Raw genomic sequence first — 22,207 nt, 5'->3', positions numbered from 1 at the left:
CTCAAATAATTCCAGTTAAAACGTGTCTAAATCGTTCTTTGTATAGTTTTTTATGTATGTCATTTTGAATTACTCGCAATTTTGAAGACGATTGCGACATACAAACGCACCAATGTTCTCTGTCTTATCCGTTCATGAATCACAGGGAGTTACATGCGTAAGATTAGAAAAATACTTATCGGTCAATCAGGCGGCCCAACAGTAGCAATCAATTCTTCTCTTGCAGGAATTGTCGCGCGTGCGCACGAAGAAGGCATCGAAATTTATGGCATGCAAAACGGAATTGAAGGATTTCTCAATGGTCGCTATACCAATCTGACTAACCTGTTCTTTCCACAAGAAAACCAGCAGAATCGCAACGTTGACCAGCAGGAACATATCGTCAACCAGCAGAAGCGCAGTGTTGACCAGCAGGAACACGGCGTGGACCAGCGCGGAGCTGACCAACAGAAACACACCGTAGAACTTCTCGTCAAAACGCCTTCGAGCTTTCTGGGAAGCTGTCGATACAAGCTTCCCGAAGTATCCGAAAAAACATCCTTTTACCAAGACATTGAATGCCGCCTGACCTCCCTTGAAATCGACGGCATTCTCTACATTGGCGGCAACGATTCTATGGACACCGTCAACAAGCTTGCGGCTTACTTTGCCCAGCACAACAATGACATTTCCGTCATCGGCATTCCCAAAACCATTGATAACGACCTCGAAGGCACCGATCACTCGCCGGGTTTTGGCAGCTCAGCGCGATACATCGCTACCATTGTCCGCGAACTAGCCCGCGACTCCGAGGTTTACAACAAGCCAAACATCACTATCGTCGAAACTATGGGCCGCGATGCAGGCTGGTTGGGCGCGGCTTCGGCTCTTGCTCGCGAGAAAAACGAAGAAGCTCCAGACTTTATTCTGCTCCCCGAGGTTACTTACGACGAGAAACGGCTACTTCGCAAGACGGCAGAGCTATTTGAACACAAAAACAGCGTTGTAATTGTTATCAGTGAGGGAGTTAGAAGACCCGATGGCTCAACGCTTCTGAACAAAAGTCACACAAAAATGGATGCCTTCGGCCATCTTGCAGATCAGTCCGGAAACGCCCTTTATCTGGCCGACCTTTTCCAGAAGCACTTTGACGCCAAGATTAGAGGCATCAACCTCAACTCACTGCAGCGCTGTGCCATGCATTCGTCCAGCAAAACTGATCTGTCCGAGGCGTTTGAGCTGGGAAAAGCCGGAGTAGACGCACTCCTTGCCCACAAAACTGGCTGCATGATTGGTCTGCAAAGGCTCAGCGATGTGCCATACCAAGCTGAAATCCGCTGCATCCCTATCTCGGATATTGCTAATCGAGTGAAGTCTGTACCTGCGGAAATGATCTCTGACGACGGCCTTTGGATTACCGAGAAGGCCCTCGCGTATCTTCGTCCTCTTGTCTCTAATGAAGAACTAGCTTTTGACGCAGATACCAGGAGATTTGTCAGCAGCAACATCTTGCCCGACAATAACGGTCTGCCACCATTTATCCCAAAGCTAAGATAACGGGCTGTGTTAACCTCTGACGCTACTCTCCAAGGAACCTAACCTCGGGATAAAGTTCGACGTCAAACTGGCGCTTAACCTCTGCCTGGACATGCTCGATAACTGCATGAACCTCGGCAGCGGTAGCGTTGTCATAGTTGACCACAAAACCAGCATGCTTATCGGAAACACCAGCGCCACCAAAGCGATAACCCTTAAGACCAGCATCCGTAACAAGCTTGCCTACAAAGTGACCCTCGGGACGCTTGAAAGTTGAACCAGCGGAAGGCAGCTCAAGAGGCTGCTTCTCCTCGCGAGCACGCGTGAACTCTTCCATCTTTTCGCGGATCTTCTCGCCGTCTGCACGATGAAGATTAAACGTAGCTGAAAGCACAATCATGCCTTCATCAGCAATTCTGCTGTGGCGATAACCCAGGTCAAGCTCGGAAGCGTCCAGCGTAGCAAAGGTGCCATCGGCGAGAAGAACGCGGACGGATTTGAGCACGTCAGAGATGCAGCCATCGTAAGCTCCTGCGTTCATGAAGCATGCGCCGCCCACAGAACCTGGGATGCCGCACGCAAACTCGAGTCCAGAAAGGTCCAGTTCACAGGCCATCTCGGAAGCCTCTTTAAGGCCAACGCCAGCCTGGCAGGTCATCTCGGTGTCGTCGATGCTTACACCGGTTAGGCCGTCAGCGACGGCAATGATGACGCCGCGATAACCCGCGTCAGAAACAAGCAGGTCAGAGCCGTATCCAAGAATAAAATAAGGAGCTTTTGCGTCTTTAACTGCAAGAAGAGTCTCTTTAACCTCATCGGGATCATCAGGGATAACATAGAGATCCGCAGGTCCACCCACTTTAAAGGTGGTGTGCTCGCTCATTGGCTCGTCTACCAGGACGTTCTCTTCTCCAACAATCGAGCAAAGCTTTCCGGCCAGGCTTTGTAAGTCATAGCCACTTTCAGACATGTAACACGCTCCTTAATAAGTTGCTTTTTATAGTTTATCGCAAGCAAGAAAAACGTGATGTTGAAGTGAGAAAAACGTGGGATTGGGCGAGAAAAACATAGAGTCGTGGCATGGTAAAAAGACAAATAGAGGAAGGAAAAACACCTCAAAACTGCAAAACGTATTTCTTTTGTTCTTCTTCAATTTTCGTGTCCATCCTGTTTTATGTGTTATCAGCTATTAACTCTGCTATAGTACTTACCGGTATGTTTCAGGAAAGGGTGCAATTCCCTACTGGTGGTAAGGTGGCCGAACTTCAAGGTTTGTAACAACCTCGCTCAAGGAGCCATCAAGTCCGCGACCCGCACAAGCGGTTAACCTGGTTAAATTCCAGGACCAACGGTACAGTCCGGATGTAAGAAACGGAGTTTTTTATGACATCGTCCCATTCAACTCACGCAACAACCGTATCTTCTAACGGTTGGTCTACCAAGAGAATCGCTATTCTCGCCATGCTTTGTGCTGCTGCTGCAATTAGCACTATGGTTCTTCAGTTCCCCTTAATTCCAGGTGTAACATTTTTAAAGTACGATCCGTCGGGCGTCTTTGCTCTGCTTGCTGGCGTGGCCTTTGGACCCGCTGCAGGCGCAATTGTTTCCGTACTTCCTTACCTTCTGCACCTCGCTACAGAGTCCGGAATTTACGGCACTATCATGGCAATCTTGGCAACACTTACCTACGTTTTGCCTATTTCCTTGATTGTGTACAATCGTTCCGAGAAAATCAAACAGCTGGTACTTGCCCTAATTGTGGGTAGTGTTGTCAGTGTTATTGCTTGCATTCTTGGCAACCTTTTAGTTACTCCAATCTACACCGGCATGAGCGTAGAGGCAGTAAGCGGACTGATTGTCCCCGCTCTTCTCCCCTTCAACGTGGTAAAGGTTGCTATCAACAGCATTATTTTTGTTGTTATCATACGCTCGGCTACTTCACTTTTTGAGAGCATCAAAAACGGTGAGTAATCTGCTCGACAACTCCCCAGATACACACACGTCTGAAAGCGCCGCACAAGTTCAGGACCTCCCTGTAGCTGCAACGCTTTCGGACGTGACCTTTGTGCACGCAAAGGGCGTAGTTGCCTTAGATCATGTCTCGTTCTCTATTCCCGCGGGTAAACGTACCTGTATTGTTGGTGCAAATGGTTCAGGCAAGTCAACTGTTGCCTCGATTCTCTCTGGCCTTACCGCTCCCGATGAAGGAACTGTTACCTTTTTGGGAACAACCGTTGTTAACGATGGCCAGGTTGACTTTGAGTCGTACAAAACCATTCGTCCACAGCTTGGTTTGGTCTTCCAAAATCCTGAGGATCAGATTATTTGCAGCGTGGTCGCAGACGATATTGCTTTTGGTCTGGAAAACCTTCAGGTTCCCAGTGGCCACATAACGCAACTGGTAGAAGAGCAGATTAAGCTTGGTTCTCTTACCAAATTTTCGTCTGAAAATCCGCAAAAGCTCTCGGGTGGCCAGCAACAGCGTGTAGCCATCTCGGGTACGCTGGTCATGAAACCCCAGATTCTAATTCTTGATGAACCTTCCGCAGCTCTTGACGTTGTTCATAGAAATAATGTCATGGGTCTTGTCAAGAAACTTCGTGCAGCTGGAAAGACTATCGTTCATATAACGCATTTCATGGACGAAGTGGTTTCTGCTGATCACGTTATTGCCTTGGACGACGGCCGCATTGCGTTTGAGGGAACACCCGAAGCCCTCTTTGACCAGCACGAACTAGTTGAATGTCTACATCTTGAAGAACCGTTTGCCTATCAGGTTGCTCACGCGCTCAACAACCGCGGAGTTGTCGTGTGCAAATCCCCTTCGGCTGAGCGTGTTCTCAACGAGCTGACAGGGCTTCTCGCCACGGCGACGCAGGGCGGAGATATGGCTGAGAACTGCAACGGCGCGGCTGCAGGTTGCAACACGAACAACGGCATCACTGCGACTGATAGCGCATCCGAGCCAGCGGCGGTTTCCGTGCGGAACGTGACGTTCTCGTACCAGAAACCTGTGCTCAAAAACATCTCGGTTGACGTGCAAAAAGGCTCGCATGTTGCTGTTATCGGCTCCACTGGTTCCGGCAAGTCTACCCTGGCGCGTTTGATTTGCGCACTTGATACACCTGACACCGGCAGCCTTTGCGTAACTGGTTTGGATACTCGACAGAAGCAAAATCGCAGAAAACTCCACGGCATTGTTGGTTACGTCATGCAGCGACCAGAACGCCAGCTTTTCGCGCAAACGGTCGCCGAAGACGTTGCGTTTGGCCCCACTAACCTGGGCTTTTCTGCCTGCGATGTAACAAGCGCTGTGAATGCTGCTCTGGAACTTGTCGGACTTTCCCGCAAGGCAGACGCATCCCCTTTTGAGCTTTCTGGTGGTCAGCAAAGACTTTGCGCACTTGCGGGCGTTATTGCCATGCAGCCACAGGTGCTTGTACTCGATGAGCCTACCAACGGACTTGATCCCTACTATCGCTCTAAGCTCAGAAAAATTATTAACGCTGTTCTTAAGGATGGCTGCACTGTTATTGAATTGACACACTCGATGGAGGATGCGGCAGAAACTGACCAGATTATCGTGCTCCATGAGGGTGACCTGATTTTTTCTGGCTCACCGCAACAAACATTTACTCATTTCTCAGAGGCAGAATTCCAGAAGCTTGGACTGGGCATTCCTCATGCACTTGCGTGGGCACAACGTCTGTCACGAGCTACGGGAATCAACCTGGGGGAACCTTTGACCCTATCTGAGCTGGCAGATTCGCTGTTGGATGTGGTGATGACCACCCCTGGTGCCGCACAGGTCAGCGACCTCACACAAGGAGGTCAGAATCATGGCGCTTAAAATTTCTGTCGGCCAGTATTACCATGCAAACTCGCCCATCCACAGGCTTAACCCCAACGTTAAATGTCTGGCTGCGCTCCTACTGATGCTCACAACGTTTTTTATCCGCACTGCACCACAGCTCGCGCTGCTTGTAGTAGGCGCACTCTGCCTGCTTGTCATAGCAAAAATCCCCGTCAAACAAGTACTCATGTCAATCATCCCGATTGCCTGGCTTTTAATCTTCCTCTCACTCTTTGACCTGTTGCTTACGCGAGAAGGAACAGTACTTGTTTCCTGGTCAATCTTCACTATCACCGATGTGGGAGCATGGAGCGCCTTTCTCTACCCTATGCGCATTTTATCTGCAATTTTAATTGGTGCATTGCTTCTGCTTACCACAACTCAAACTGATCTGGGCAATGCCTTTGAAGCAGCTTGCGCACCGCTCTCAAAAATTGGCTTGCCTGGTAAAGAAATTGCCATGGTTTTCTCGCTTATGCTGCGTTTTATTCCAACGCTTGCAGGCGACGCCGTGTCTATTTCCGAGGCTCAAACCGCTCGCGCAGGAGACGTAGTTTCAGGCTCGCTTCCTAAAAGACTTCGCGCTACTCTCTCTATTGTGGTGGCACTTTTGGCAAGTTCACTCAGACACGCCAACAATCTCTCCAAGGCACTTGATGCTCGTCACTATGTAGCAGGGGCTTCTCGCACACGTTGGCATCAACCAACCTTTGGCGCTCGCGAGGCAATTGCCTTGGGAGTAACTGCCTGTTTTATCGCCCTTGTCTTTGTTCTGGCATAAAACGTTCCGACGTAAACTTGCCGACGCAAATCATGCTGGCGTAAAACTTTTAACTAAATAATCTGTATTTTTAACGCTCTGTTACAACCCGTTTTTCTTTTCTCGACAAGCGTCAATTTGTCCACCTAAGTAACGTACAATAAAGCCAGTAAAAGCGTTGATGGCTTGCATTGAAAGGTGGCCCCATGGTCCTGCGCGTCTACGTCCAAAGAAAACCAGGTTTCGAGGGCGAGGCAAAAGCCCTGCTCAAAGAAGTGAAAGATCTTCTTGGTATTACCGAGTTACAACGCATTGACCTGTTCAACCGCTACGATGTTGAAGGAATTTCAGAGGAGCTCTTTGAGTCCTGCATCCCCACCGTTTTTTCTGAGCCACAGTCCGATTTTGCCAGCCGTACCATGCCAGAATTTTCTTCTGAAGGTGCAGCTGTTCATACGTTTGCTGTTGAGTTTTTGCCTGGACAGTTTGACCAACGCGCAGACTCTGCTGCTGAATGCGTACAGCTCATCAGCCAGGGAGAACGCCCTCTTGTCCGCTCTGCTCGCCTTTATGTGCTAACCGGAAACCTTACTGAGGCAAACGTTGCCGCCATTAAGAACTACCTGATTAACCCCGTTGAGGCTCGCGAGGCATCCCTTGAGCTACCCGAGACTCTCAAGATTTCCATTCCAGAACCTGCTGACGTAGAGGTTCTTGAGGGTTTTAACGCCCTTGACCAAGACGGTCTCAAAGAGTTCATTTCTTCTCACGGCCTTGCTATGGACCTGGCTGACCTCACCTTCTGCCAACAGTACTTCACCGATGAGCAGCGAGACCCAACCATCACCGAGATTCGCGTCATTGATACCTACTGGTCAGACCACTGCCGCCACACCACTTTTAACACCGGAATTACCGGCGTACAGATTGATGATGACCTGGTAAAGGCTGCGTTTGAAAAGTATCTCTCCATGCGTAAAGAGCTTGGGCGAGAAGATCGTGCCGTGTCTCTTTGGGATATGGCAACTATTGGTGCAAAGTACCTTCGCAAGAAGGGTATCCTCACCAATCTTGATGAGTCAGAAGAGATTAACGCTTGTACCGTAAAGGTCAAAGTAGACGTTGACGGCAAAGACGAAGACTGGCTCTTCCTCTTCAAGAACGAGACTCATAACCACCCAACCGAAATTGAACCTTTTGGTGGCGCAGCAACCTGCATCGGCGGTGCTATCCGCGACCCTCTTTCTGGCCGCAGCTACGTCTACCAGGCAATGCGCGTCACTGGTGCTGCAGACCCAACCGTTCCTGTTTTCCAGACACTTCCTGGAAAGCTTCCCCAGCGCACCATCGTACGCACGGCAGCTGCAGGTTATTCCAGCTACGGCAACCAGATTGGCCTTGCTACCGGTCAAGTTTCTGAGCTCTACCACCCAGGCTACGTTGCAAAACGCATGGAGATTGGTGCTGTTGTAGGCGCAACTCCTCAAAGCCACGTCCGTCGCGAACGCCCAGAAGATGGCGACGTCATTGTTCTTCTCGGCGGCCGCACTGGTCGCGATGGCATTGGCGGCGCAACTGGTTCTTCCAAGGCTCACGACGCAGGCTCTATTGAGCGCGACGGCGCCGAGGTTCAGAAGGGTAACGCCCCTGTTGAGCGCAAGCTTCAGCGTCTCTTCCGCCGTGAAGACGCTTGCAAGCTTATCAAGCGCTGCAATGACTTTGGTGCAGGTGGCGTTTCTGTTGCTATTGGCGAGCTTGCCGACGGCCTTGACGTTAACCTGGACGCTGTTCCTAAAAAGTACGACGGTCTTGACGGCACTGAACTGGCAATCTCCGAGTCTCAGGAGCGCATGGCTGTTGCGCTTGAGGCAAAAGACGTTGAGCAGTTCTGCGCATACGCCCGCGAAGAAAATCTCGAGGCAACCATTGTGGCAACAGTCACTGAAGACCCTCGTTTAGTCATGCGTTGGCGCGGTCAGAAGATTGTCAACATCAGCCGCGCATTTCTCGCCTCAAACGGCGCGCCTAAATCAATCACCGTACGCCTGGCCAAACCTCTTGTCTACCAGCGCACCTGGGCAGGCTCAACCCTTGGCGAGAAACTCCACTCGCTGGTACGCGATTTAAACGTTGCCTCTAATAAGGGCCTCTCCGAGCGCTTTGACTCCACTATTGGCGCAGGTACTGTCCTCATGCCCTTTGGTGGTGCTCGCCAGCTAACCCCTGCCCTTTCTATGGTGGCTAAGCTCCCTGTTATGGGCCAAACCAGCACCGTCTCGGGCATGGCCTGGGGCTTTAACCCCTACCTCATGGAGGCTGACCAGTTCCGCGGTGCATACCTCTCTGTTGTCGAGTCCGTCTCCAAGTTGGTTGCTACCGGCTTTAAGTACCAGGACCTCTACCTCACTTTCCAGGAGTACTTCGAGAAACTTGGCCAGAATCCAAACCGTTGGGGCAAACCTACCTCAGCACTGCTCGGCGCACTGATGGCGCAGGTCAACCTTGGTCTTGCGGCTGTTGGTGGTAAGGATTCCATGTCCGGTACCTTTGAGGACTTGGACGTTCCACCAACACTGGTTTCGTTTGCCACCGGCCTTACCAAAGTAGACAAGATTGTCTCCAACGAGTTCAAGGGCGCAGGTCATAGGCTTATCTCTATTGTTCCGTCCTACGACGAGAGCGGTCTTCTCCCCAACAACGAGTCCCTGCTTACCGCATACAAGCTGGTCAGCACTCTTGTCCAGTCCAAGAGTGCGCTTGCCATCACCACACCAGGTTACGGCGGCGTAGCCGAGGCTCTCTTCAAGAGCTGTCTGGGCAACAAGCTGGGCGTTGAGCTTGTGCCAGAGATTTCTGCCAACGCGCTCTTCTCGCCAACTTACGGTGCCTTCATTGTTGAGCTGGCAGACGGCGTATCCGTTGACGACGTCGACGGCGTGTGCGTAGCTCCGCTAGGCGCCACCACGTCCGAGTACACCTTCAGCGCATGTGGCGAGAAAATCGATCTCTCCGAGCTTCAGGAAGCGTGGGAGCGCCCACTTGAGGAAGTCTTCCCTTACCGCGGAGGCTCCGACGAGGCTGTGGAGAAAATCAGCTTCGATGGTGCATCCACACGACACTCCTACGCTGGTCCAACCCTTATCGCACCTGCTCGCCCACGCGTCATCATCCCCGTATTCCCAGGTAACAACTGCGAGTACGATGTTGCGCGTGCCTTTGAGCGTGCGGGCGCTGACCCAACCACGCTGGTCATCAACAACCTGACACCTCAAGACATTGTTGAGTCCGCAAATGCGCTGGCAGAGTCTATCAAGAAGAGCCAGATTGTCATGATTCCAGGCGGCTTCTCCGGCGGAGACGAGCCAGACGGATCTGCTAAGTTCATCTGCGCTCTCTTCCGTGCTCCTCAGGTTACCGAGGCTGTTTGCGACCTTCTACAGCAGCGCGATGGACTTATGCTGGGCATCTGCAATGGCTTCCAAGCACTCATCAAGCTGGGCCTTGTTCCTTACGGCAACATTCGTCCTATGGACGACACCTGTCCAACGCTAACGTTCAACACCATCGGCCGTCACCAGAGCCAGCTTGTTCACACCAGCGTTGCATCAACGATGTCCCCATGGCTCTCCAAATGCGCGCTTGGCGACATTCACACCATTGCAATTAGCCACGGAGAAGGCCGCTTTGTTGCCTCCGACGAGCTGCTTGAGACGCTCAAGGCAAACGGCCAGATTGCAACGCAGTACGTTGACGCAACAGGTACTCCAAGCATGGACTTCTCCGTTAACCCTAACGGCTCCGTCCTGGCTATCGAGGGCATCACCAGCCCCGACGGTCGTATCTTGGGCAAGATGGGTCACACGGAGCGCTCTGGCGCAGGCCTCTACAAGAACATCCCCGAGCTCACCCCTGGCGACCAGTTCCAGCCTCTCATTGAGGGCGGCGTCGAGTACTTCAAGTAAGCTAATCTTAGGAAATACAAGATAAGTTAGGGTTCCACATTTCGAACAAATGTGGAACCCTTTTAAAAATTACTCTTTTTGTCTTAGCAGTTTTCAGCTAGTTCTTTTTCAATATTAGAAATCTGCATAGCCCTTAATGGATTACTGAAAAAGTGATGACCAATACTAACCTAGAGGCAATCTGATTATCCTCAACAAGCTCACTTTTTTATTCCCGCTCTTATTCTTTTGAAAAGCCTTAGTCAGCTCAATATCGCCGATATCGTAAAAACGCTGCCCCTGCTCTTTATCAAGAGAATAGATAGAAAGAGTTTCGTTATCGAATAAAAAAATGTGTCCTGTTTTTAGAGTATGTAACATTCTGACCACCTATAGATTCCCTGTTAAAATATTAATATCAACTTTTTCAGATTTCTTAGATGACCAAACTCCAGCACAAATAGGAGAAGTCATTCCAATAGCAAAAGGAATAAGAACGGTATAGACATCAAACCTAATTGGCCAATGAAGCAGCAAAATAACAATAGCTGATAAGAGATAGCCAAGTAGAATTCCTAAAACTGAACCCATTGTTCCAATAAAAACGCTCTGATAGATAAAGATATTTCTGATTTGTCTAATTGAAGCGCCGACAATTTTATAAACGGCAATATCTTTGAATTGCTCTTGGATGGTGATAACAAAAATATTAAAAATATTTACAGTTGAAATTATTCCAAGAAGAACTGAGACGACATAGACAAACAGTAGGATGTAGCTGAACCAAGTATCAAGCATGTCTAATACATTTTGCCTTGTTGCCACAAGTGGATGAAGCCCTGTATTTTCTAAAGCTTCAGTAAGGTTAGAGTCTGTATTAATCGCTTCAACAATCTTTTTAGAAACTTCTGACAACTGATCCTGATCTTTAACTCGTGCAGATATATAAATGTAATTTGAAGTCTCAAACAAAGAGCTGTTTGAATAAGTTGCAATTAGTTGATTGATTTCGGTAGGAAATGTCGAGAAAAGCTGTTCTTCTTGCTTATCTAAAATCCCAACAATTTTAAATGTTTTTCTTTGCGAGCCAAAATCAATATCAATACTATCCCCTATTTGAAGACCAGAGGCATCGGCAATCCTTGCGCCAATGATTATTTCATCATCCTTATCCGGGAATGTACCTGTGTAACTAATTTTATAATTGTCTAGATAGCTTCTATCAATTCCTCTAAGTGAATTTGCAAGTATTCTCTTATTGTTATCATAAGTAACCGCTGAAACATTTAAACCCTTCACTCCTGTAACGTCAGTCACTCCATCAATCTGATTGATAAGTTTTATATCATCATCGGTGTAAAGGTTTAAATACGTATAGTTTAAGGCGTTGTCGCCAGCTCCAAAAGCAACTGTTACAACGTCTGCGTCAGCTACTCTCATCTCTTCTATCATCTTATGATAGAACGATGTCGAAAAAGTCAAAATAGCAGTTAGAAGAAATACTGAAATCCCAACAGCAAGAATCGTCAAACTATTTCTCTTTTTGTTTGCTGAATAAGCTCTTTTGACTAATAAATACATTGAAGAATGCATTACAATCTCCAATCAAACAAACTGATTTTGACTAAAAGTATCTTTTACCTGCTGGAACTCTCCATTTTCAATAGTCACTATACAGTCGCAATTTGCAGCTACTTTTGAAGAATGGGTCACAATGACCAAAGTCATATCTAACTCGTTGGTAATTCGGTCAAACAGCTTTAGAACGTTTTCCTCATTGTTACTATCAAGATTACCTGTCGGCTCATCTGCTAATAGAATTCTAGGCTTATTAATAAGAGCGCGAGCAATTGCTACTCTCTGTTTTTCGCCTCCACTAATCGTAGAGACATCCTGTTTTAGTATGCTTGAAGGCAAATTCAAAACATCTAACAGATATGAGATGTCAAACAAATCGCTAGGACTTTCAAGGAAAAATGTCGGAAGCAAAATGTTTTCTTCTACGGTTAAGGACTTGATAAGGTTAAATGATTGAAATACGTAGCCTATTAGATGCTGACGAATGCTACGAATCTCTTCTTGAGAGGCAGTTGAAATATTAATATCATTTATATAAATTGAGCCCTCATCTGCATTCTCAATTGATGAGATTAATTTAAGAACAGTTGATTTTCCCAAACCAGAACGTCCAACAATACAGTTTTTCTGGCCATCGTTAAAACTCGTAGACGCACGATTCAAAATTGTGTGATATTTATCGCCATCTTTAAAAGATTTTGAAACATTCTCAAACCGTATCATGTTAATTTACCTCCCTTTATTTACTTTGACTCCCTACTCTTGCTTCCTGTAAAGCTTCTTCCAAGAGCAACAATCTCTTTTTCAATTTCACTTTCTTGAGGGAACAGGGCATCAAACAGAGAAAATGTACTAATACATTTTCTAAATAGGTCCTCTTCACAACTTCTTGTTCTGCCCATTATGGCTACTATGGGCAACCGATTGCTTTTCTCAACCCAGAAAGAAAAGCCATAACCTTCCCCAATGCCAAAGCACATTTCAGGAGTAATGTTTAATCCTTTATCTTTTAGGGGATATGATACAGCTCCTAAATTACAATCACCTAATCCCATAAGACTCTCCAAAGAAAAGGAAGATGTAGGCCTTTAATTAGTCAAAACACATGATCTAAGACAGGAAGAACTCCTATCTCAAAAAGAATTACCAGCAAATTCCTCCACAACCACATCCAAATGTTGGAGCAATCATCTCTTCAAGCTCTTCAAGCTCACTCGTGTCAATCTGATTATTCTGCAAATATCTTTCAGTCCGTCTTCTGAATTAGACATAAGACTCCCCTTCTGCATCATGACAATAGGCCGCATCTTTCTCTACTTCTAAATTGTAAAATTCATTTTCTAAAAACAATCAGTAAACAGCATGCATGATTATTTTTTATATCTAAATATTTACTTTTTATAGATGAAAATATATTTAACTATTAAATAAGTTATTCCTTTTAATCATATTTCTTATAAGAAAAAAGAATAATTGAGCACCATTAAATAATTGATGAGCTTATGAGAACCCATTAGAAAAGAAAGTGTCTCGATCAATTTTTTAGAGAAGGATCTATGAGGGACCGTGCGAGCCCGAATCGTAGATATCCTAGGATCGATTAATCCAAAACCCAGGCAATCATTTCGTGTGGATGCCGGGTTTCTTGTGCGAAAGCGCCGCTAGTGGACAGGGTTTCTCGCCAAGTGGGTAATACGAGGCGGAGAGCTTCTGGAGTGAGCCTGTTTTCTCAAAGAATCTGTAACTTTTGCCTTAAAACATCAAAGAATCTGTGAATTTGCCTGATTTCCTTAAAGAATCGGTGTCTCAAACACAGATTCTTTGAACTTTTTAGGCGCGCGTTTCATTTCTGCGTGCTTAGCGAGAAGGACGTACGGGGTTGACCCGCCTGCCAAGAAACCCGTGCACTTGCAACGCGCATCGCTTCATAAAAAAGCCGTATACTTGTGACACATAGTGTTCATGAAAGGATTGTTATGTCAGATACGTCTACCTCATCAAATGGCTGCGTACTTGTTACTGGTGGTGCGGGCTTTATTGGTAGCCATACCGTTGTTGAACTGCTCAACTCCGGCTACGAGGCTGTAATTGTTGATGACCTCTCCAATGCCTCGGCAAAGGTTATTGATCGCATCAAAACCATTGTGGGAGAAGAGAACGCCAAGCGTCTTTCGTTCTATAAGGCAGACGTCAATAATGCAGACGCACTGAACCGTATCTTTGACGAGCATCCTATTAATTTTGTTATTCATTTTGCAGGTTTCAAAGCTGTTGGCGAGTCTGTTACCAAGCCTATTGAGTACTACACAAACAACCTGGGTAACACCCTCACCCTTCTTGATGTCATGAGGAACCATGGCTGCAAGTCAATTATTTTCTCGAGCTCTGCAACTGTCTACGGAGACCCAGATAGTCTTCCTCTGACCGAGCGAAGTCCCAAGAAGAACGCAACCAACCCTTACGGCTGGACCAAGTGGATGATTGAGCAAATTCTCACCGACGTTCACACTGCAGATCCAGAGTGGAACGTTGTTCTGCTCAGATACTTCAATCCTATTGGCGCTCACCAATCTGGCCTCATCGGAGAAGATCCTGCAGGTATTCCAAATAACCTAGTCCCTTACGTGGCTCAGGTTGCCGTGGGCAAGCGCGAGGCAGTTCACGTCTTTGGCGACGACTACAACACTCCAGATGGCACGGGCGTTCGCGACTACATCCACGTCTGTGACCTTGGCTCCGGCCACGTTGCTGCACTTAAGTGGATGGCTGGCCGTACCGGCGTTGAGGTCTTCAACCTGGGTACCGGCACTGGTAGCTCAGTACTTGACGTTATCAAGGCATTCTCAAAGGCTTGCGGCAAAGAGATTCCTTATGTCATTGAGCCTCGTCGTGCAGGTGACGTTGCAACCAACTACGCCGACTGCCAGAAGGCTGCTAAGGTACTTGGCTGGAAGGCTCAGTACAATCTTGCCGACATGTGCCGCGACTCCTGGAAGTGGCAGTCAATGAACCCAGACGGCTATCGCGGCTAGGATTTCCGTGAACTTCGCCGACTATCTCAAACAAAAACTCCCTGCTGTTGAGGCGGAAATTATGCGCGGACTTCCCGCGGCATCCACCTCACCGGCTAATGCCAGCTCAGAGCGTACCCACGCGGACTTGAACACCTACCTCTACCAGCCACTCGCTCACTTTAGTGCAGGCGGCGGCAAGCGCGTACGTCCGGTTCTGTGCTGCCTAGGCGCCGAGGCAGTTGGCGGATCAGCAGAAGCTGCTCTGCCTGTGGGCTGCGCCATCGAGGACTTCCAGTCGGCAGCTCTTATCCACGATGACATTGCAGACAAATCAGAGCTGCGCCGTGGCGAGAAATGCCTCTACAAGACACTTGGCACCGGACTTGCCATTAATGTTGGTGATTCTGCCCTGGTAAATGTTGTCAGACGCGTTACCGTAGCCGACCACCTCTCTGACCAGATTAAAGTTCGCGTTATCGACGCTCTTCTCAGCATGGAAGAGCATACTCTTGAAGGCCAGGCACTTGACCTTGGCTGGGCTCAAAACGAGCGCTGGGATGTTACCTCTGACCAGTATCTTTTTATGGCACTCTCTAAGACTGCCTATTACTCTGCTGCATATCCCTTGGTATTGGGTGCACTTATTGGTGGCGCTGACCAGAAAACACTTGACGCACTCAAAGATTTTGGCCTTAAGGTTGGCCTTGCCTTTCAGCTACAAGACGATCTTCTCAACCTGGTAGGAGACGCCAAGGAACAAGGTAAAGACTTTAGGTCGGACATTACTGAAGGCAAGCGCACTCTTGCTGTGGTCTACGCACTTGAACATCTTGGCTCAGCAGATAAGGCCGAGCTTGTCTCCATACTTTCTGCGCATACTACCGATACTTTGAGGCTTCAGCATGCTGTGGAACTCATGGAAAGCGTTAATGCGATAAAATTTGTCCGCACGCGCGCTCTTGCCTTAGTTGAAGAAGCAAAGCTTGTGCTTAAAAATGTGATACTTACTGAAGACGCTCGCGACACACTTTTGTCTATGGCAGACTTCTTTGTGAACCGAGAAAGGTAATTATGGATCCAATTACTCCTGGTAGCATCGGTGCTGCCGTTGAAGACATTCAAGAACGACTTGTAAAGCTTGGCTACACCATTGAAGACGATGAGCGCCAGAACCACGTGTTTGACAAATCTACTGCTCGTGCGGTTGCCCGCTTTAGGCTTGACCATGATCTTTCTCTTGGTGAAGAAGTAGATGCCTCTACCTGGGCAATCATGGTCGATGAGGGCTATGAACTTGGCGATAGAACTCTCTACTTGCGTCTTCCTAACTTCCATGGCAATGATGTGCGTCAGCTGCAGGAACGCCTCAACATCTTGGGTTTCTCGTGCGGAAAAGTTGACGGTCACTATGGTGTTCACACCGAAGCTGCCGTTAAGCTCTTTCAAGAGAGCGTCGGTGAGCTTGCAGACGGTATGGCATTCCAGGACACCCTCGATGCTATTGAGCGTCTGCGCCACGTTTGGTCGGGCAAGCAGGCAAAAGGTCCACATCCACAGGGCCCTATGGGCTTTGCTCGCGCAGCCAATGTTCTTGAGACCACCTGCATTGCTATTACAGGAGAAGATCCTATCTCTAGAAACGTAGCTGCTCGCGTCTATAACCTTTCTAAGGCAACTACCGAGGCAAGCGGCATGACCATGATTGATCGCGCCGATTCCCCCACTGATGCTGCTACCATTTTGGTACTTACCACAGACGATAAGCCAAACATACCCGCTCGCGGACAAATTGGCATTGGATCTGTTTCTATGGAAGAAAACGAGACATTGCCCGCAAGACTTCGCACTGCTATTGAATCTGCAGATGCAACAGGAGCTCCTATTAGGATTGTGCTTCCAGAAGGAACAAATGTTGACGGTTCATTTACTACCGCAGACGCACAAACTTTAGCAGTTCTTGTTCTTGATGCAATTTGTGGAGCATTTGCCTCGCTAAGCTGATACACTTAATAGGGTTGCGGACAAAACCAACGTAGTGATTACATTGGGGTATCGTCCAACGGTTAGGACACGGGTTTTTGGTGCCTGGAATGTGGGTTCGAATCCTACTACCCCAGCCATTTTTTACGCAACTTTTGTGTAGGGACGTATTCGTATTAAATAATACGAAGTACTTTGGAGGCTTACGTATGCCACTTACTGCGATTGTCCTCGCCGCAGGCGAGGGAACGCGCATGAAGTCCCACCACCCTAAGATTGTGCACAAATTACTAGATAAACCTATTGTTTGGTGGAGTGTCAACGCCGCAATTACTGCTGGCGCTGACCGCGTCATTGTAGTTGTTGGTAACCACGCCGACGAGGTTAAATCTGCACTTTCTTGCTTCCCTAACCTTGAGTATGTTGCCCAGACCGAGCGTCTTGGTACTGGCCACGCAGTCAAGGTTGTAAAGGATGCTCTTGGTGGCTTCAAGGGACCCGTTGTTGTCATTAATGGTGACGCATCTTTGTTGCGCGCACAGTCTATTCTCGACCTTGTCGCAGAAACTAAAGCTCATCACAACGCGTGTACTGTACTTACGATGACGCCGCCAGATCCAACTGGATATGGTCGCGTTATTTCTTCTAACGGCCAGGTAACTGCCATTATTGAACATAAAGACGCTACACCAGAGCAACGCGAACAAGAACGTGAATGCAACGTTGGTGTGTACTGCTTCTGTGGCGGAAGACTGACCGCAAACATCGATCTTCTCGGCAACGATAACGTCCAAGGCGAGTACTACATCACCGATATGGTGGGCCTCTATGTAAGCCAAGGTGAGCCTGTTGCTGCCGTCCACGTTGACGACTACAAAGAAGCGCTGGGAGTCAACTCCCGCTCCGAGCTTGCTGTTGCTACCCGTATCATGCAGGAGCGCATCAACGAGCACTGGATGAGCCAAGGCGTCACCATGCTGGATCCAACCTCGGTTTGGATTGGCCCCGAGGTCACGCTTGGCATGGATACCGAGGTTCTCCCTCAGACCATGCTCTATGGCAAAACCTCAATTGGCGAGAATTGCGTGATAGGTCCTAACACTCGTCTAACCGATACCTGCGTTGGCAACGACGCTATTGTCGACGAAACTGTTGCCATTAACGCACAAGTTGACGATTACGCCACTTGTGGTCCTCGCGCTTATCTTCGTCCAGGTACGCACCTTATGCCCCACGCTAAAGCCGGCACACATGTTGAAATCAAAAACTCAACTATCGGCGAAGGCTCCAAGGTTCCTCACCTCTCTTACATTGGTGATACTACCATGGGCTCTGGCGTCAATATTGGTGCAGGCTCAATTACGTGCAATTACGATGGTTACCACAAGTTTAAGACCCACATTGGCAACAACGTCTTTGTTGGATCCGATACCATGATGGTAGCACCTGTTTCAATTGGTGATGGCGCACTTGTGGGGGCAAGTTCGTGCATTACAAAGGATGTACCAGCAGATGCGCTTGCACTCGAGCGCTCTGAGCAAAAAATTGTTGAGGGATACGCCGCTCAGAGGCGTCACAAGCTTGAGAAAGAGGACTAGATGTTCGAGAACCTGAGTGAACCACTGTTAGTTGCTAGAAATATCAAGCTCTATACCGGTACAGGTAATCCTGAACTGGCTCGTAAGGTTGCAGACATTCTTCACCTAGAGCTACAAGGCCTTCTTCTTGAGAAGTTTGCTAACGGAGAAATCTACGCTCGCTTTGATGAATCTGTCCGCGGCGATGAGGTTTTCTTCATTCAGTCTTTGGCGGGTGTCAACGTCAACGACCTAGTTATGGAAACGCTGATTGTTGCTGACGCTGCAAAGCGCGCATCTGCTAACAGCTTTACTGTAGTTATCCCTCACTACGCATACGCTCGTCAGGACCGTAAAGCTGCTGCACGTGAGCCTATTACTGCTCGTCTTATGGCAAACTTACTTGAAAATGCTGGTGTTGATCGTGTCATTACTCTTGATCTTCACCAAGGTCAGATTCAAGGCTTCTTTGACATCCCCGTTTCTCACCTAACCGCCCTATATCTTTTGGGTGATTACTTTAAGAGCAAATCACTTGACTGGGAGAATACCGTTGTTGTTTCCCCTGACATGGGTCGTGCAAAAGCAGCCAAAAAACTCTCTGACTATCTTGATTGCGGACTTGCTATTGCACATAAAAGCCGTCCACGCCACAACGAGAGTGCTGTTATGGGCATTATCGGTGATATTAAAGGCAAAACCTGCATTGTTAATGATGACATGATTGATACCGCAGGCACCCTTTGCGCATCTGTTGTAAAGCTAAAGGAAATGGGCGCTGGCGACATTTATGTCTGCGCTACTCACGGTGTCTTCTCTGGTCCTGCAATTGAGCGTCTCAATAATGCTCCTATCGAGGAGTGCATTGTTACTGATGCAATTCCTTGTCCAGCAGCAAACCAGAAAGGCTCCAAGATCAAGACAATCACCATTGCAAACGAGCTTGCCGAGGCAATCTATGCTGTCTACACCGATAGACCTGTCTCTGACATCTTTGGTGGCGATTTCAACCTATAGAGCATTTCTTACAAAGACTAATCCTCGTAGTATGCTTTTACGATGAGAACTTCATCTATAAAATTTTTCTAACTAATAATTCCACTCCAAAACTTTGGAGTGGAATTATATATAAGCTTATTCTTATTGAGCAAAGTCAAATATCGTCTTAGTTTGTTCTAAATAACTCATTGCCCATATCTCTATAATCCATGCTATTTCTTTTTGGATGTCTACTTTGAACCTGAAGAACTACTGCTATCCGATTTAGAATTTTGATCATTCAGATGGTCTAAATTCCAAGGAAATGGTGCCTTTGGCGCATAAGAAATGTCACCAAAATCATCCTCACGATGGTTGTAATGCTGGAACAAATATTCCACATCTTTCAATTTAACGCGAATAGTCCTTGGATTATTTGCTTCTCTTGTAAGTACAGCATCTTCGACGTTCTCAAATTGATCTGATGAAGCAACCATCAGCGGATAAGAAAGTCCATCATCGGATAAATCTTTTGTATAAATTTTTGCAGGTAAAACTCTTCCACTTGGATAAAAAAGAGCACAAAAACCATTTTTATGTACTGAAAAGAAATAACTCGAATTTGTTTCTTTGATATTCTTCTGAATAGCTTTTAAGTCTAAATCAGGCTCATTTTTATCGGCATGATCAACATATATAACCTCCCAGACACCTGGGAGTGTTGCAGCAAAATTAACAACTTTACCATTGTCATAAGCAATTTGAGAAGTATCTTCAGGGTTATCAGTTAACTTTTGATAATCAGAAACGGCAGATTTTCCTGTGAACCTAAGACGCTGCTTATCTTTATCATAAGTCAGCTCATCTGTCGTGTTATCTTCTTCATAAAAGCATGAAATGGTTGAACCCTCTTTGATAGTCCATTTGCCTTGATCTACCTTACCATCGAAATGATGCAATTCATGAGTGCCATCACTCTTAAAAATGTAATGTGGAACGGTACCATCTTTATATGCCTGATTTAATATTCCCGCATGGTCATAAGTCTGACCTGCTTTATCACCAGCTCCTGCAGCAGAATCAACCTGCCATACACCAATAATAATCTTTTTGATATCTCCATCTAATGTTGGATTATCTGGCTGTTCTGCAAGCGGTGTTGAATTCCATTCAGCCTTGAGATCCTCTTGAGAGAAGCCCTTGCTTTGATCTTTATCCTTATTGTCTCCTTGATTTTCATCTGCGTTCTGTCCATTAAAAACCTGCATAAACGTACTACATCCGGTAAGAAGACCTACCGTAGTTGCTGCCGCTAATCCGGTAAAAGAGCGACGAGTAAACAGTTCTTTTCGCATAAATTTCTCCTATGTTCACATACTCGCACTACACCAATACATAGTGTAATAGAAATACACTAAGAACACTAATACACTCTAAAGCTCTTAGTTATAACTGGGTTAATAAATAGTTCCAGTTGATTCACTCGTAACATCAATCTTATGCTTTACAGCGACTGATAATGCAACTTCAAGACCACGTGCCATAACCTCAATAGGAAGACTCGCAGTATTTACTGGCTGCTTTGTTGCCTGTTCGGTTGCAAAAGGAACATGCATAAAAGCTCCGCGCGCATTAGGATACTTTGTAGCAAGAACATGCAGCATGGAATACATCACATCGTTGCAGACATACGTACCTGCTGTATACGACAAAGCAGCAGGAATGCCTGATTCATTCATTGCCTCTGTCATAGCGCGAACGGGAAGCGTTGCAAAATAAGCATCGGGACCATCTTCAACAATCCTCTGAGCATGTGGTTGGTTGCCATCATTGTCAGGAATACGAGCATCCCGATAATTGATTCCCACAAACTCCGGAGTAATCTTTGCGCGGCCTCCTGCCTGCCCAACACAAAGTACGATATCAGGATTAATATGATCAATTGCTGTAGACACTACATCAGCGCCTACCCCAAAGACTACAGGAATTTGAAGCTTAACAACTTTAGATCCAACAATACTATCCGGAAGTACTCTAATAGCTTCCCACGCTGGATTTATCTTCTCGCCACCAAAAGGCTGAAAACCGGTTACAAGAATTGTTGGCACAACAACCTCCATCAATTACTACAGAAACAGTGTTAGATAAGCAACAAACAACATCGCTAAATACAGTACAAACTACAGGTAAAATCATTTGATACAAAGACAAATACAAAAAGTTGAATAATATGTTACATTCCGTAAACAGAATCATTCTTATCATCAAAGAAAGATACATACACGTGCAAAGACAATCGCAGTATAAGCTCAACAACTCTCCCAAACAGAAGCAATCATGTGAGCATCCTAAAATTCCCATGCTTATCTGTGGACTTGGTAATCCTGGAGAAAAATATGCTCATACGAGACATAACATTGGCTTTGCAGTAATCGACGTACTTGCTGCCCGCTATAACGTACACTACTGGAAAAATGAAGCGGGTTGTCAAGTGTCTACCATTAACATCACAAATGCTAGCGGTCAGTCACAAAAAATTATCCTTGCTAAACCATGGGATTTTATGAACACAAGTGGAGGTCCTCTCTGCAAACTTGCACGTGCACATAACATAACTGCTGATCAGATACTTGTTATTCATGATGAAATTGATCTCGAAGACGAACATATTCGTTTTCGTACAGGTGGTGGACTCAATGCCCATAATGGCCTACGCTCCATTGCTGACAAATTAGGAACTCGTGATTTTATGCGTCTACAGTGTGGTATTAGTCGGCCACCTGGTCGCATGACAGTTGCAAATTATGTATTAAAAGAGCTTAAAGGTGTCTCGCTTACAAATTTTTATATAGAAGCAGAAGCTGCTGCAGATAAAGTTGAAGAGCTTATCCATTTATAAAATTTTTCATCAATACAAGAAAAAAGAACTTATATAAGAACGTTTCACATCATCAATTTCAACTTCATTATAAGCATGAATTTGCAATGCAAACAGCTTTTCTCGCCACATA

Annotated in this window: 17 protein-coding genes, 1 tRNA gene and 1 riboswitch; of the genes, 12 read left to right on the top strand and 6 right to left on the bottom strand. The window is 46.8% G+C overall.

The annotated features are described in order from the left end of the window. The first annotated feature begins 153 nt into the window (after positions 1-153). Positions 154-1,536 carry a diphosphate--fructose-6-phosphate 1-phosphotransferase gene (locus APAR_RS01845; RefSeq protein WP_012808445.1) on the top strand — a complete coding sequence of 461 codons (1,383 nt, stop codon included), beginning with the start codon at positions 154-156 and terminating at the stop codon, positions 1,534-1,536. 22 nt (positions 1,537-1,558) lie between these two features. Here the strand turns inward: APAR_RS01845 and murB are convergent, their stop codons facing one another. Beyond that, positions 1,559-2,485, bottom strand: coding sequence for a UDP-N-acetylmuramate dehydrogenase (gene murB / locus APAR_RS01840; protein WP_012808444.1), 927 nt, complete (start codon positions 2,483-2,485; stop codon positions 1,559-1,561). Positions 2,486-2,727: 242 nt separating this feature from the next. Then, positions 2,728-2,893: riboswitch (FMN riboswitch) on the top strand. Between the two features lie 5 nt (positions 2,894-2,898). On the opposite strand from murB, the gene APAR_RS01830 reads away from it, so the two are divergent. The 4 genes from APAR_RS01830 to APAR_RS01815 all read left to right on the top strand — a co-directional run bounded on the left by APAR_RS01830 (position 2,899) and on the right by APAR_RS01815 (position 10,090). Further along, positions 2,899-3,486, top strand: a complete 588-nt coding sequence (locus tag APAR_RS01830) for an ECF transporter S component (RefSeq protein ID WP_012808443.1) — start codon at positions 2,899-2,901, stop codon at positions 3,484-3,486. Further along, positions 3,479-5,365, top strand: a complete 1,887-nt coding sequence (locus tag APAR_RS01825) for an ABC transporter ATP-binding protein (protein ID WP_012808442.1) — start codon at positions 3,479-3,481, stop codon at positions 5,363-5,365. Before APAR_RS01830 ends, APAR_RS01825 begins: the two co-directional genes overlap by 8 nt. Continuing rightward, positions 5,355-6,149: an energy-coupling factor transporter transmembrane component T family protein gene (locus APAR_RS01820; protein ID WP_012808441.1), complete on the top strand. Its 795-nt coding sequence runs from the start codon at positions 5,355-5,357 to the stop codon at positions 6,147-6,149. The genes APAR_RS01825 and APAR_RS01820 overlap by 11 nt, the downstream gene beginning before the upstream one ends. A 185-nt stretch (positions 6,150-6,334) precedes the next feature. Then, positions 6,335-10,090: a phosphoribosylformylglycinamidine synthase gene (locus tag APAR_RS01815; RefSeq protein WP_012808440.1), complete on the top strand. Its 3,756-nt coding sequence runs from the start codon at positions 6,335-6,337 to the stop codon at positions 10,088-10,090. A 369-nt stretch (positions 10,091-10,459) separates the two neighbouring features. Here the strand turns inward: APAR_RS01815 and APAR_RS01805 are convergent, their stop codons facing one another. Genes APAR_RS01805 through APAR_RS01795 form a run of 3 tightly spaced genes read right to left on the bottom strand, consistent with a single transcriptional unit; the run spans position 10,460 to position 12,702 of the window. Beyond that, on the bottom strand, positions 10,460-11,662 hold the full coding sequence (locus APAR_RS01805; RefSeq protein WP_012808438.1) for an ABC transporter permease: 1,203 nt from the start codon (positions 11,660-11,662) through the stop codon (positions 10,460-10,462). A 12-nt stretch (positions 11,663-11,674) separates the two neighbouring features. After that, positions 11,675-12,370, bottom strand: a complete 696-nt coding sequence (locus tag APAR_RS01800) for an ABC transporter ATP-binding protein (protein WP_012808437.1) — start codon at positions 12,368-12,370, stop codon at positions 11,675-11,677. A 20-nt stretch (positions 12,371-12,390) separates the two neighbouring features. After that, positions 12,391-12,702: a BtrH N-terminal domain-containing protein gene (locus APAR_RS01795; protein WP_012808436.1), complete on the bottom strand. Its 312-nt coding sequence runs from the start codon at positions 12,700-12,702 to the stop codon at positions 12,391-12,393. Positions 12,703-13,623: 921 nt separating this feature from the next. On the opposite strand from APAR_RS01795, the gene galE reads away from it, so the two are divergent. The 6 genes from galE (at position 13,624) to APAR_RS01765 (ending at position 19,235) form a co-directional block, all read left to right on the top strand. Then, entirely contained in the window at positions 13,624-14,679 is a 1,056-nt protein-coding gene (gene galE, locus APAR_RS01790) for a UDP-glucose 4-epimerase GalE (RefSeq protein WP_012808435.1), read from the top strand. A 7-nt stretch (positions 14,680-14,686) separates the two neighbouring features. Next, entirely contained in the window at positions 14,687-15,730 is a 1,044-nt protein-coding gene (locus APAR_RS01785) for a polyprenyl synthetase family protein (protein WP_012808434.1), read from the top strand. 2 nt (positions 15,731-15,732) lie between these two features. Continuing rightward, entirely contained in the window at positions 15,733-16,662 is a 930-nt protein-coding gene (locus tag APAR_RS01780; protein WP_012808433.1) for a peptidoglycan-binding domain-containing protein, read from the top strand. 44 nt (positions 16,663-16,706) lie between these two features. After that, a tRNA-Gln gene (locus tag APAR_RS01775) sits at positions 16,707-16,781 on the top strand. Between the two features lie 69 nt (positions 16,782-16,850). After that, the gene (glmU, locus tag APAR_RS01770) at positions 16,851-18,239 is read left to right on the top strand and encodes a bifunctional UDP-N-acetylglucosamine diphosphorylase/glucosamine-1-phosphate N-acetyltransferase GlmU (protein ID WP_012808432.1); all 1,389 of its coding nucleotides are present in this window, start codon (positions 16,851-16,853) and stop codon (positions 18,237-18,239) included. Next, a complete protein-coding gene (locus APAR_RS01765) occupies positions 18,240-19,235 on the top strand; it encodes a ribose-phosphate diphosphokinase (RefSeq protein ID WP_012808431.1) in 996 nt (331 codons plus the stop codon). It abuts the gene before it with no gap. Positions 19,236-19,447: 212 nt separating this feature from the next. On the opposite strand, the gene APAR_RS01760 is transcribed toward APAR_RS01765, so the two are convergent. After that, the gene (locus APAR_RS01760; RefSeq protein WP_012808430.1) at positions 19,448-20,551 is read right to left on the bottom strand and encodes a hypothetical protein; all 1,104 of its coding nucleotides are present in this window, start codon (positions 20,549-20,551) and stop codon (positions 19,448-19,450) included. A 102-nt stretch (positions 20,552-20,653) separates the two neighbouring features. Then, positions 20,654-21,304: a pyroglutamyl-peptidase I gene (pcp, locus tag APAR_RS01755; protein ID WP_012808429.1), complete on the bottom strand. Its 651-nt coding sequence runs from the start codon at positions 21,302-21,304 to the stop codon at positions 20,654-20,656. 176 nt (positions 21,305-21,480) lie between these two features. Between pcp and pth the strand changes: the two genes are divergently transcribed. After that, entirely contained in the window at positions 21,481-22,095 is a 615-nt protein-coding gene (gene pth, locus APAR_RS01750) for an aminoacyl-tRNA hydrolase (RefSeq protein ID WP_245526058.1), read from the top strand. Positions 22,096-22,207: the final 112 nt, after the last annotated feature.

The sequence above is a fragment of the Lancefieldella parvula DSM 20469 genome, assembly GCF_000024225.1.
Classification (GTDB): Bacteria; Actinomycetota; Coriobacteriia; order Coriobacteriales; family Atopobiaceae; genus Lancefieldella; species Lancefieldella parvula.
Note: the sequence above shows the minus strand (reverse complement) of the source record. Positions and strands in the feature narration are given on the sequence as shown.